Origin of the sequence: Archangium violaceum (assembly GCF_016887565.1) — a bacterium.
GTDB lineage: Bacteria > Myxococcota > Myxococcia > Myxococcales > Myxococcaceae > Archangium > Archangium violaceum_B.
The window spans coordinates 12,445,654-12,458,276 of sequence record NZ_CP069396.1 but is presented as its reverse complement, the minus strand read 5'-3'; the positions used below and the strand labels follow the sequence as shown (position 1 = coordinate 12,458,276).

Genomic DNA, 12,623 nt, shown 5'->3' with positions numbered 1-12,623 from the left:
CATGGGGGCAATGCTCACAGTTGCGACAGGAGCCGGTCCAGGTCGTCCGGCCGCACCGGCTTCACCAGGTGCAGGTCGAAGCCCGCCTGGCGCGCCCGCGTCTGGTCCTCCGTCCCGCCGTAGCCGGTGAGCGCCACCAGCCGGATGGCCCGGCCCATCTTCGCCCGCAGCTCCTCCGCCACCCGGTAGCCGTCCAGTCCCGGCAGCCCGATGTCCACCAGCGCCAGCTCCGGCGTGCGCTGCACCGCCAGCTCCAACCCGCGCAGCCCGTCCGCCGCCACTTCCACCCGATGGCCCCAGGTCTCGAGCAAATCCTGCAGCGCCTGCCGCGCGTCCGCGTTGTCCTCCACCAGCAGGATGTGCCGGCGGCGCTTCACCAGGTCCGGCATCACCACGTCGCGCGGCTCCTGCTCCGAGGCCTCCGGCAGCAGCGGCAGCCACACGGTGAACTCGCTGCCCTGGCCCGGGCCATCGCTGTGCGCCTCCACCTGGCCTCCGTGCAGCTCCACCAGGCTGCGCACCAGCGTCAGGCCGATGCCCAGGCCCCCGCGTGTGCGCTCCAGCGACTCGTCCGCCTGCGCGAACAGGTCGAACACCGAGGGCAGGATGTCCGAGCGGATGCCGATGCCCGTGTCCTTCACCCGCACCACCGCTCCCGCGAGCCCGTTGCGCGCCACCGGCTCCACCCGCACCTGGATGGCTCCACCCGCGTCCGTGTACTTCGTCGCGTTGTCCAGCAGGTTGGTGAAGATCTGCTCCAGCCGCGTCGTGTCCGCCTCCATCCACAGCGGCACCGCCGTCAGGTGGGACTCGAGCGTCAGCTTGCGGTTGTCGGCCAGGGGGCGGAACACCGTCAGCACCTGCTCCATCACGCCCCGCAGGTCCAAGCGCGTCCGGCGCAGTTCCACCTTGCCGCGCGTCATCCGGCTCACGTCCAGCAGGTCGTCCACCAGCCGCGCCAGGTGGTTCGTCTGGCGCTGGATGATGGAGATCATCCGCCCCTCCTTGGGGTCCACCGGCGGGCGGCGATCCAGGATGCCCACGGCGGTGGTGATGGCGGCCAGGGGGTTGCGCAGCTCGTGGGCGAGCATGGCCAGGAACAGGTCCTTGCGCCGGTCCGCCTCCTCCAGGGACTCGGTGCGCCGGCGCAGCTGCTGCTCCGCGCGCCGCATGCGCAACAGCGAGCGCACGGTGGCGACGAGCTCCTCGCCCTCGAAGGGCTCGGTGAGGTAGGCGTCCGCGCCGCCCTCCAGCCCGCGCACCTTCTTGTCCGGCGTCACGTAGGTGGCCGAGGTGTGCATCACCGCGATGGAGGCCGTCTCCGGGTTGGCCCGCAGGCGCTTGCACACCTCGTAGCCGCTGATGTCCGGCAGCTTCACGTCCAGCACCACCACGTCCGGGCGGACTTCCTGGGCCAGCCGCAGCGCCTCATGGCCCGTGGCCGCCTCCACCACCTTGTAGCCCGCCATCTTCAGCGTGCGCGTGGACAGATAGCGGGTCGCCTCGTCGTCGTTGACGTTGAGAATGGTCGCGGAAAAGCTCATGTCAGCCACGGCGGCCCTCTCCCTGATTGGTGCCCAGACCCGTCTTGTGGAGGGCGTCCCGGATGCGGCTGATGGCGACCTCGCGGCTCAGCGTGTGTTTGGCCAGGATGATCGCCGTCTCCTTCGCCAACCGCTGCCGCTCCTCCTCCTGCAACTGCCGCGAGGTGTGGAGGATGACGGGGATGTCGCGCGTGATGGGGTCCGCCTTCAAGTCGTCCAGCACGTCGAAGGCCGTCATGTCCGGGAGCACGAAGTCCAGGAAGATGAGGTCCGGCCGCTGCTCGCGCGCCAGCCGGATGCCCTCGGGCCCGGTGGCCGCCTCGGACAGCACGTAGGGCGTGTCCTTGAGCAGTTGCCGCAGCAGGTAGCGGTGCACGTCGTCGTCGTCGATGATGAGCAGCTTGTGCACGGGGCCCGTGCGCGCCATGGCCGCCAGCTTGCGCAGCAGCTGCTCCTCGACCACCGGCTTGAGCCAGAACTCGTCCGCGCCCAGCGCGCGCGCCTTGTGCTCGCGGTCCATGAGCGTCACCACCAGGGTGGGGATGTCGCGCGTGGCCTCGTTGCCCTTGAGCTCGGAGAGGAAGCCCCAGCTCGTCTCTCCTTCCAGCATGACGTCCATGACGATGGCGGCCGGGCGCACCCGCTGCAGCGTGCGCCGTGCCTCGTCCACCGTGCGCACTGGCAGCACCTGGAAGCCCGAGCGCTCCAGGTACTTCTCGTAGAGGAAGAGCGTCTGCCGGTCGTCCTCCAGCACCAGCACCGGCGCGCGGCCCGGCTCCAGGTGCTGGCTGCGCTCGGCCAGGCTCACCATCGCCTCCACCTCCGGGTGCACCCGGGGGATGAGGAGCGTGAAGGTGGAGCCCCGGCCCGGCGTGCTCTGCACCGTGAGGCTGCCGCCGAGGAACTCCGCCAGCCGCCGCGACAGCGCCAGCCCCAGGCCCGTACCCTTCACCTTCTTCTGCAGCGGGCTCTCCACCTGGGTGAACTCCTCGAAGATGCGCTCGTGGAGCTCCGGCGAGATGCCAATGCCCGTGTCGCGCACCTGGAAGCACACCCGATCGTCCGGCGCCAGCTCGGCCGAGACGGTGACGTGGCCCGTCTCCGTGAACTTCAGCGCGTTGGACACCAGGTTGCGCAGCACCTGGCTCACCTTGGCCTCGTCCGTCTCCAGCAGCAGCTCTCCAGGTGGCTCCTCGAAGCGCAGCTCCACCGGCGAGTCCACCGGCACCAGCGGCCGCATCATCCCGCGCAGCGCGCCCAGGAAGTCCGAGGCGCTGAAGCGCAGGGGCCGCAGCGTCGCCTTGCCGGACTCCATCTTCGACAGGTCCAACAGGTCGTTCACCAGCTCGAAGAGGGCCTCGCCCGAGGTGCGGATGAACTGCACCTGCTTCTGCTGCTCCACGGTGAGGCTGCCGTTGGCGGGGTTGAGCAGCAGCCGCGCCAGGCCGAGGATGGAGTGCAGCGGGGTGCGGAACTCGTGGCTCACGTTGGCCACCACGCGGCTCTTGATCTCCGCGGCGCGCACCAGGCTCTCCGTCTTCTCGTCCAGCTCGGCGTGCAGCGTGCGCACGCCGCGGTTGGACTCCTCCAGGTCCCGGTTGAGCAGGGCCAGCTCGTCCGCGCGCCGCTTGAGCTCGCGCTGCTGGCGCTCCGTCTCGCGGTGCAGCGCCGCCAGCTCGCTCATCGTCTCGCTCACCTGCGAGAGCGACGCGGCATAGTCCTCCGTCACCAGGCTGCCCACCAACGCCGAGCCCCCCTCATGCGGGGCGCCCCGGAAGGCGAACGTGCGCGGCATGCCCCCCACGCACAGGATGACCTCCCAGCCCTCCACCCGCTCGTCACGGGCCAGGGTGATGAGCCGGTCCACCTTGTCCTCGGTGCCCTGGGCCGCCAGCTTGCGCAGGGGTTGGCCCGGAGTGCACTCCAGCATCCGCACCGCGCGCTCGTCCCCCCAGGTGATGGAGCCGGAGGCGTCGCACACCAACGCCACCTCGCGGCTCAAGAAGTGCCACAAGGGCGCGGGGATGGGCGTCGTCATGACGGGTCCTTTGCCAGGGCGGTGAGCCCGTTGGCCATCGTCACACGGGGCGTCTCCGTCACGGAGGGCTCGTGTGCCAGCGCCGCCTCCAGCGTCTCCAACAGCGTGCGGTAGTCGCAGGGCAGGCCCCGTTGGGGCCAGAAGCCCGCGTACCACCGCGCATGCTCCGCGAAGAGCCCGGGCCGCTTCACCCCGAGCGCGTCCATCAGGTACGACAGCTGCAACGTCAGCTCGTCACGCAGGCGCTCCTCCTGCCCGCGCGTCGCGGGCACCCGCTCCGCCAGCTCGCGCAGCGCGTGCGCCACCAGCCGGGGCAGGGCCGCGTGCACGGCGCGCGCGGAGTCCTCGCTCCACTCCAGCGCCGCGATGGCCGCGCGCATGTACTCCAGCGCCTGGGCCGGCTCCGTGAGCCCCTCGCGCACCAGCGCGTCGTGCAGCCCCTGGAAGTGCCAGGCGATGTGGCGCGAGCTCATGCCGCGAGGCACCAGCAGCCCCTGCAGCCAGCGCGCATAGCGCTCCATCACCCCCGCGTCCTTCGCATCCAGCGCCTGCACCAGGTAGCGCACGTGGAAGAGCGCGTCCTCGCCGCCGAAACGGCGCGCCCGCTCCTCGCCGTACCGCGCGAACCAGAAGGGGTCTTCGTAGAGCCCCGACACGGATGCCTCGGCGAGCCCCTGGGCTCGTGCCTCTACCTGCCGGGCGAGTGACTGCATGCCTAGACCTCGAACATCCTGCAGGCCGCCGCCACCAGCTCGCGCGCGTCCTTACCGAAGAAGGGGACTCCCAATTCCGCTTCCAGCCCGGGTACCCAGGTGAAGGCCAACCCCCCTACGGCCAGAGGCAACAACGGCGCTACCTCGCGTACCGCCGCCACCGCCTGACGCAATGCCGGGATGTGGTACGTCATGGTGACCGAGAGCGCCAGCAAATCGGGTTTCTGCGCACGCACCTCGCGCACCACGTGCTCCGTGGGGACATTCGCCCCCAGGAAGCGTACATCGAAGCCCGCCATTTCCAGGAAGTCGCTCGCCACGCGGGCGCCCAGCTCGTGCAGCTCTCCCTCCACGCAGGAGATCATCACCGTGCGCCCATTGGCCGGGTCCCTCGGCAGGTGTCGGTAGAGGTGTGACAGGGCGAGCTGGGAGATGGCGGTGGCCAGGTGCTCCTGGGCCACGGAGATGTGGTTCTCCTGCCAGAGCCGGCCGATCTCCCGTTGGGCCTCCTGGATGATCTCCAGGTGCAGCGTGGGCAGGGGGATGCCCCGGAGGATGCCTTCATCCACCAGGAGGCGGAGGGCCTCGCGGCGGTTTCCCTTGAGCTGGGCGGAAAGGTAGGACTCCCGGAGCGCGGCGATGGTGTCGTGAATCAGGGATGAGGGCGCGGACATGAGAGGGGAGCGCGGCAAGGTACTCGGGTCCATGGACTCCTGAGTAGTGCCATCCAGTCGACGACTCATGGGAAGTGAACAAATCCACACAGGGGGTGGGGGAGGGTGATTCGCTTGCTCGCTCGTACTCCAGGCGAGGAGGTTTGGAATGTACGTGAAGGGAGGGGAACGGTAGGTCATGCGCGTCTGCACGCTGCTCGGAGTGCTGGGAGGGTTGTTCCTCGTCGGGTGGATTGCCCTGGCCGTCTTCTTCTGGCGCAGGGAGAAGGAGGCCAGCCAGCGTCACAAGGAGCAGCTGCGTCTGGTCAGTACCGAGGAGCTCTTCTCCCGCGCCTGGAGCTGGGGCTCCTTCAACCGTCACGCGGACATCCCCTCCGTGAAGGCGTTCCGCACCCTGCTCGAACAGCACCGCTACGCGGAGATGCTCGAGGGCTGGCGCGCCCTGACCTCCTCCCTGTTCGCCCTGGAGGAGCACGTCTCTTCCGCCAGCCCCCTCGTCTATGACAGCGATTCCTTCCGCGTGTTGCGCGACTACGTGGAGGTGCTTCACGAGCGACAGGCGCGCGGGGAGTGACGGCGGGTAGACCCTCACCCCAGCCCTCTCCCAGAGGGAGAGGGAGCTTGCTCAGACGAGCGGCGGGGGGATGGGGGCCGTGGGGAGCATCAACGTCACGGTCGTCCCCACTCCCTGGTCGCTTTGCAGGGTGATGGTGCCTCCGTGGTCCTCGATGACCCGATGGCACACCGCCAGCGACAGGCCCTTTCCGCTCCATTGCTGCTTGGTGGTGAAGAAGGGATTGAAGATGCGCTCCAGGTGCTCGCGGGGAATGCCCCGGCCCGTGTCCCGTATCTCCACCTTCACCATCTGCGCGTCCACCCGCTGCGTGACCAGCGTGAGGTTTCGCTCCGGCCTGTCCTTCAAGGCATTGAGCGCATTGCCCAGCAGCCGGCCGAAGACGTCGCTCAGCGCCTGCTGGTCTCCGAGCACCTTCACCTCCCCGGGGTAGAACTCGCACGTCACCCGCACGCCCGCCGCCGACAGGTCCGCGCCCCGCGCATCCAGGACGCGTTGCAGCATCTTGTGCAGGTCCAGCGGCGTGCGTCCGAAGTGCTGCCGCTCCACCAGCAATTGCAGCTCGCGGACGATGTTGGCGATGCGCTGGGCCTGCTGGAGCACGGCGGAGAGCATCCTCCGCGAGGGGTCCTCCTCCGGCAGGTCCATCAACAGCAACTGCACGTTGCCCAGGATGGCGGCGAGCGGGTTGTTCATCTCGTGCGCCATGCCGGCCGCCAGGTCTCCCATGGCCGCCAGGCGCTGGCTGCGCGAGAGCTGTGCCTGCGTCTTCTGCAGCTCCCGGGTGCGCTCCTCCACCTGGTTCTGCAGTTGCTCGTTGAAGCCCAGCAGCTCGCGGTGCGCCACCTCCAGCGCATGGCCCATGTCATTGAAGGTGCGGGCCAGGTCTCCCAGCTCGTCCCGGCGCGACAGGGAGATGCGGTGGCCGAGGTTGCCCCGGGCGAGCTCCCGCGCGCCCCCGGCCAGCCGGGCGATGGGGCGTGCCATGGCCCGGGCCAGCAGCAAGGCCAGCACCAGCACGCCCACCAGCGTCAGTCCGAGCACCCCGAAGGTGTTGCGCGCCAGTGCATGCAACGGCGCGAGCGCCGCCTCGCGCGGACGGGCCACCACCGCCACCCAGTCCAGCTCGGGCACCGGGCTGTAGGCCGCCAGCCACGTGCGGCCCTCCTCCTCGTAATCCGCCTGCCCCGTCCGCTGGGCGCCCGGTGCTCCCGGCAGCCTCGCGGCGAACGCCTCGCGGCGGCGCTCGCGCTCCGGGTCTCCGCTCAGCAGCAGCCGGCCCTCTCCATCCAACAGGAAGACGCGCTCGCTCCCCTCCCCACTGGCGGTGAGCCGTTGGGCGAGCTCCTTCAGGCCCAGCTCGGCGGCCAGCCCTCCCGCGCCTCCCCGGGGTCCGAGCGCCACCACCACCACCGCGGGCCGCTGGCGCACGGCGGTGAGGTAGGGCGCGGAGATGGCGTACGCGCGGCCCGCGGGCACCCGGGAGAGCAGCTCCGCGGCCCGGCGCCGGAAGTCCTCCACCTCCTCGGCGGCCACGGTGTCATGGCGGCGGAACTGCGGCTCCTGCCGCGCGAAGGCCTCCAGGTCGTCCACGAAGACGGAGGCCGTCATCCGCCCCTGTCCATCGAAGAGCCCCACCAGGGCGATGCCGTCCCGCCGCAGGAAGACGCGGGCGAGGAACTCCTGGGCCTCGGCGGGCCCGAGCTTCTCCGGGTCCAGATGCAGCAGGGCGCTCCCGAGCTCCGTGGCGAGCGAGAGGACATAGGTGGAGGCGTGCTCGGCCTCGGCCCGCGCGCTGCGCCGGTACTGTTCGGCGACGGCCTCCCCGAGTGCCCGCTCCGCGTCGCGCCAGGCCAGCAGTCCCATGGCGAGCGTGGGCACCGCGGCGGTGGCGATGAGCAGCAGCAGCAGCCGGGAGCGGATTCTCATGGGCGCGGGCTCATGGGCAGCTCGTCTGCAGGTTGAGGCACGTCGTCGTCGACTTGTTGGCGTCCACGGTGTCGGTGGCGGTGAGCTGCAGGCAGGAGTTGGGCGCGCGGCCCGTCACTCCCTCGAGCACCACGTTGGACTCGGTGAGGGTGCCCGCGCTGAAGGCGCGCGTGGTGGTGGGGTTGATGGTGCCGAACGGCGCCAGCGTGAGCCGGGCCGTTCCCGTGTAGTCGGGGACGAAGTTGTTCCACTTGTCCACGGCGGTCAGGGTGAGCCTCCACCGGTCCCCGTCGGCGATGCAGACGGGTTTCTGGAACAGGTAGCCGGCGAAGTCACTCGGCGACACGGCGAAGCCGCCGACCTGCTGTCCCTTGAGGGTGTTCGTGATGTTGCTGACGAGCACCCGCGTGCTGGGAGTGGCCTGCCAGAGGGTGACCATCACGTCGGCCCTGCCCTGGAAGCCGGACAAGGAGGTGGGCGAGAAGAGGTGCGCGTGGACACCATCGGCGCCGAGCTGCAGGTCGTGCACGTCCCGGGTGAGGTTGCCGTAGGTGTCCACCGCGCGGATGCGCACCGCGAAGGCTTTGTCCGCCCTCTGGGGACTGGTCGTGTCCTCCACCACGAAGCGCTGCGTGGGGCCCGGGAGCACGGCGAAGTTCCCGGTGGTGGCGCTCAGCGCTCCGGGTGCGTCGGGCGTGCCCTCGGTGAGGGTGAGGCGGGTCTCGTCCAGGGCGGAGGTGATCGTCACCGGCAGGGTGATGGCTCCCCTGAAGTCGCCGCTGGTGGTGGGGCTCAGCGCGCCCTCGGGGACACCCGAGGCGGAGAGCGTCACGGACAGGGGCGTCTCCGCGCGGTTGCCATAGCGGTCCAGCGCCTCGAGCAGGAGGGAGAAGGGCCTGCCGGCCTGCTGGGGGCCCTCCACGGTGGACACCGCCAGGCGCACGGGCATGCCGGGGCGGATGGAGAGCTCCGCGGAGGCGCCACGCACGGTGGGCGCGTTGGGGTCCGTCGCCATCACGGACACCATCTGCACCCGGGTGAAGCTGGCGGTGAAGGAGGCCCTGCCCGCCTCGAGCCCGACGCTGTTGGGATGGAAGTCCGGGTCGGCGGGGAAGGCCTCCAGCAGCACCGTGCCCTGGAAGGACGTGGGATTGCCCCAGTCGTCCTGGGCCTGGACGGTGAAGCGCTCGGGGATGCCCGCCTGCAGGGGCCCGGTGCCGGCGCGCAGCACCTCGAAGTGGCGGGTGGGCCCGGGCTCCACCCGGAGGTTCACCCGGTCCGACTCGAGCGGGGTGAGCGTGTCGCGGTTGAGCGCCTTGGCCGTCAGCCACACCTCGGCCGAGCTGTGCGTGTCGAGGTAGAGGATGGGCAGCCGGCCCCGCGAGCCCTGGAGGATGAAGGAGAGCGCGGGGTGGTACGGGTCCCCCTGGTTGACGGCCAGGCCTCCCGCGGGCGAGGAGGTGCTCAGCTCCAGCAGGATGCCCGTGGCCGGGAGCGAGGCCGGGCCACCGCTGTCGTCCAGCACATCCACGGCGAGCACCGCCGGCTCTCCGGCCCTCAGCGGCCAGGAGGGCACGCGGGTGTAGCGCACCGCCGTTGGCGGGCCCAGCCGCCCCACCGCCACCGTCTGGGCGATGGAGGGCAGGCCCTGACTGCTGGACTCCAGCGTGTGATAGCCGGGCGTGGAGTCCTGGTAGTAGAGATCCAGCCCCCACTCGCCCGGCGCGAGCGTCACCTCCAGCTCCGGCTGGGCCTCCTCCTCCCCGCCGAGCCGGGCGAAGCGGCCGGTGTAGGAGTCGCTCGAGATGCGCAGCGTGCGCTGAGTGGAGGTGGGGGCGGGCTGGCCCGCGGGGTCCCTCAGCTCGAGGCGGATGGGCTCCGTCCACTCGCCGGGGTGCGCCGAGCGCATCGACGTGACGAAGACGAGGCGGTGCACGTCCCGGTCGATGACCTCGAGGGCCTCGGGCAGGGTGAAGGAGCGGCCCTGGGCGTCGGTGACGGTGATGTCGTGGCGGCCCGGGGGCAGGGTGGCGGGCGCGGTGGCCTCCAGCGTGTCGCGGGAGCGCAGGCGCACGGCGTAGGCGAGCTCGGGGCCGATGCGCACCTCGAAGCGGTTCTCCACCGAGGGCGGTGCGTCGGAGCCCAGGTCCACCGCGAGGTCCGTCGTGAACGAGCCGGAGAGCAGCAGGCGCTCGGGCGAGCCGAACAGCGTCTGGTCCGGGGACACCTTGTCGAGGCGGGGCGCGTCCTGGCGGGAGGCGCAGGACAGCACGCAGACCAGCATGAGGCAGAGGGCGGGGGAGCGCATGCGAGCCTCCTTTCTTCAGAGGGGGTAGCGGTAGCCGAGCGAGGCGGAGAGTCCTCCGATGGGGCCGCGGAAGGCACCTTCCTCGGGGAGCCGGGCCAGTCCATAGCGGGCCTGGAGCACGAGCTCTCCAGGGCCGAGCGAGTGTGTCAGTCCGAGCCGCAGGTGGCCCCCCAGCACCGCGGAGAGCTGGCGCTGGCTGCCCTCCTCCAGGGAGAGGGTCCAGTTGATCTGCACGAAGTGCGCGTCGAGCCCGGCGCCGGCGTAGGCGGACAGGGTATGGGTGAGGGGCTGGAGCCAGCGCGCGCCGACGGACACGGTGGTGGTGAGGGCGCTCGCGTCCAGGTCGAAGGGCTCGTGCAGTGGGGTCTCTCCCTGAAGGGAGAAGCGTCCCCAGGCCACCTGCAGGGAGGCACTGGCGGCGAGCCGCTCGCCGAGCGCGTAGGGGCGCAGGTCGCCCTCCAGCTCCAGCGAGGGCTGGACGAGCCGGGCGAAGTTGCTCTGCGCGCCGAGTCGCACGGTGAGGGCCCGGGGCGTGCGCGAAGCGAGGGTGAGCCGGGCATCGCCTCGCGCCTCCCCCGCCGCGGCGAGGACGGTGGCCAGGCCGCCCTCGCACCGGGTGGGCGCGTGGAAGCGGGAGACGAACTCGCCGCCCCCGAGGGAGGCCACGCGCTCGAAGTACCCGTGCTCGGCCTGGGTGCCCGCGGCGCTCAGGGTGATGGGCACGCCGTCCAGCGGGTTGCCGTGGGAGTCCTGGACGAGCAGGTGCACCTGCGCGCTGTCGAGGCCATCGCAGCGCACCTCGCGCTCCTCGGTGCGCACGCGCAGGCGGGCGGGGGCGCCGGGGACGAGGCGCACGGAGGTGCTGGCGCTCGCGTTCTCCCACCGGGCCTGGACGAGGGCCTCGCCGGACTGGTGGCCGGAGACGAGCTCCACGGTGGCCCGGCCCTCGCGCGTCCTCACGGAGGAGGGCACCAGGCCGAGCGTGGTGGAGAGGGAGACCACCGTCCCATCCGGAGCCAGGGCGCCCCTGGTGTCGCGGGCGGTGAGCTGGAGCACGAGCCGCGTCACGCCGTCCGCGGGCAGCTCGCGGGCGTTCGTCTCCAGGGTGAGGCGCGGGGGAGGGCGCAGCGTCAGGGCGAGGGTGGCCGGAGGCACGCCGTCCAGCCGCGCGACGAGCTGCTCCTCTCCCCCGCCGACGGGAGCGCGGTAGCGCGCGAGGTAGGTGCCATCTCCACGGTCCTGCAGGGGCGCCACCTCTCCGCGCGTGGCCTGGAGCCGGAGGGGCTGACCGGGCAACCCTCGTCCCTGCCCGTCCTGGACGCGCACGGTGATGTCGGTGCCCGAGGCCCCATCCGCCAGCAGCTCGCGTGACGCGGCCTCCAGGGTGAGCGAGGGCTTCACGCCCGCCCGCAGCTCCACGCGCACGGAGGCGGGCTCTCCGTTGCCGGCCTGGGCCGTCAGTACCGCCTCGCCCGGAGTGGCCCGGGGGTGGGGAATGAACGTGCCCACGTGGACGCCCGGGGCCACGCGCCGCGGCTCGAACGAGCCCTCGATGCGCGAGAAGGACGGAGGCGTGTCCAGCGGCTCCCCGCGCCCGTCGATGGAGAAGGCCCACACGCGCACGCCCCGCGCCCCATCCGCCTCGACGGAGGACTCCTCGGCGACGAGGAGCACCACGGGCCTGGAGGAGACGGGGAGGGGCAGGAGGCGCTGCTGCTCGGGCTGGCCGGGCGCGGTGGTCGAGACGGTGGCCTGCGAGTGCGTGGGGGTGAGGAGGACGGGCACCTCGGCCTGTCCGGCGGCGTTGGCGCGGACGGGACCATGGAGGGTGTCGCCGATGCGCACCTCCACGCGGCCGAGTGGAGGCAGTCCGGTGAGCGGGAGCACCTGGCGGCGCTGCACCTCGAGCACCACGGTGGCGTGGGCGCCCGAGGAGGGGGACACGGCGGCGCAGAGGAAGGTGGCGAGGGTGTCGGCGCGGGGCGGGACGAAGGAGGCCTGGAGCGAGTCCGGGGCGGAGCGCCGCGCCGGGGTGACGCGGCCCGCGCTGCACGCGAGGCGCATGTCGGAGGGCAGCCCGGGGCCGGACACGACGAGGGTGGAGCGGGTATCGCGTCCGGAGAGGAGCTGACGGGGCGAGGCCGACAGGCGCGGGGCGTGGGCGGCTCGGGAGGTGTTGGCTCCCAGGAGGCACAGCAGGACCAGTGGCCCGAGGAGCCACCGGTTCCCGCGATCGACCTGGGGTGTGACGTCCACTCGCCACGTCATCCCGGAAACATCCTCTGACCTTGGTGACGACAGGTGGTCAGGATACTCGCTTCCGGGTGGGGAGGGAGGGCCTACTTACTCGATGACCCGGGTGACGCGCAGCACGGTGGCGTCGCCGGCGGGGCCCGCCTTGGGGACGGTGACCACCGTGGCCTCGACCTTGAGGCCGGTGGGCGTGTGGGTGGCCTCCATGAGGCTGGCGCTCCGCTCCGCGTTGAAGCCGAGCGCGGCGAGGTCGACGTCGGTGATCTGGAGCCCGTCCTCGTTGGGCCGGTCCGCCCGGGTGGCGATGAAGGTGGGGCAGGGCGCGGCCATGCAGCGCACGCCGCTGTCCTTCACGATGTAGACGACGGGGGTGCCCGCGTTGGCGGCGGCGGCGGTGCCGCCCGAGGGCGGCTCACTCGGGGGCGGCTCTCCCGTGGGGTTGGTGGAGGGGGTGGCCCTCTCGGTGGGGGTGCCACCGGACTCGGCGGGGCGGGACTCGGGGGTGTTGCGGCTGCAGCCGACGAGCAGGCTGAAGGCGAGGGCGGCGGCGACGAGGGGCTGACGCAGGGTCATGATTCGAGGCTCCAGGA

Annotated in this window: 9 protein-coding genes; 1 reads left to right on the top strand and 8 read right to left on the bottom strand. The window is 71.6% G+C overall.

All coding sequences use genetic code 11. The features are described from left to right. Positions 1–14: 14 nt before the first annotated feature. From JRI60_RS49775 to JRI60_RS49760, 4 genes are read right to left on the bottom strand one after another with little or no spacing between them, the layout of a single operon-like run. Positions 15–1,544, bottom strand: a complete 1,530-nt coding sequence (locus JRI60_RS49775) for a response regulator (protein ID WP_204229441.1) — start codon at positions 1,542–1,544, stop codon at positions 15–17. Position 1,545: 1 nt separating this feature from the next. Further along, positions 1,546–3,582 carry a hybrid sensor histidine kinase/response regulator gene (locus tag JRI60_RS49770; protein ID WP_204223172.1) on the bottom strand — a complete coding sequence of 679 codons (2,037 nt, stop codon included), beginning with the start codon at positions 3,580–3,582 and terminating at the stop codon, positions 1,546–1,548. Then, entirely contained in the window at positions 3,579–4,295 is a 717-nt protein-coding gene (locus tag JRI60_RS49765) for a hypothetical protein (RefSeq protein ID WP_204223171.1), read from the bottom strand. The genes JRI60_RS49770 and JRI60_RS49765 overlap by 4 nt, the downstream gene beginning before the upstream one ends. Positions 4,296–4,297: 2 nt before the next feature. Further along, positions 4,298–4,969 carry a cobalamin B12-binding domain-containing protein gene (locus JRI60_RS49760; RefSeq protein WP_204223170.1) on the bottom strand — a complete coding sequence of 224 codons (672 nt, stop codon included), beginning with the start codon at positions 4,967–4,969 and terminating at the stop codon, positions 4,298–4,300. Positions 4,970–5,147: 178 nt separating this feature from the next. Between JRI60_RS49760 and JRI60_RS49755 the strand changes: the two genes are divergently transcribed. Then, entirely contained in the window at positions 5,148–5,543 is a 396-nt protein-coding gene (locus JRI60_RS49755; RefSeq protein WP_204223169.1) for a hypothetical protein, read from the top strand. A 51-nt stretch (positions 5,544–5,594) separates the two neighbouring features. On the opposite strand, the gene JRI60_RS49750 is transcribed toward JRI60_RS49755, so the two are convergent. The 4 genes from JRI60_RS49750 to JRI60_RS49735 form a co-directional block, all read right to left on the bottom strand. Continuing rightward, on the bottom strand, positions 5,595–7,472 hold the full coding sequence (locus tag JRI60_RS49750) for a sensor histidine kinase (RefSeq protein ID WP_204223168.1): 1,878 nt from the start codon (positions 7,470–7,472) through the stop codon (positions 5,595–5,597). 10 nt (positions 7,473–7,482) lie between these two features. Next, on the bottom strand, positions 7,483–9,780 hold the full coding sequence (locus JRI60_RS49745; protein WP_204223167.1) for a hypothetical protein: 2,298 nt from the start codon (positions 9,778–9,780) through the stop codon (positions 7,483–7,485). A gap of 15 nt (positions 9,781–9,795) precedes the next feature. Further along, positions 9,796–12,048 carry an invasin domain 3-containing protein gene (locus tag JRI60_RS49740; RefSeq protein ID WP_204223166.1) on the bottom strand — a complete coding sequence of 751 codons (2,253 nt, stop codon included), beginning with the start codon at positions 12,046–12,048 and terminating at the stop codon, positions 9,796–9,798. A gap of 75 nt (positions 12,049–12,123) precedes the next feature. Continuing rightward, positions 12,124–12,606, bottom strand: coding sequence for a DUF6748 domain-containing protein (locus JRI60_RS49735; protein WP_204223165.1), 483 nt, complete (start codon positions 12,604–12,606; stop codon positions 12,124–12,126). Between the last annotated feature and the right edge of the window lie 17 nt (positions 12,607–12,623).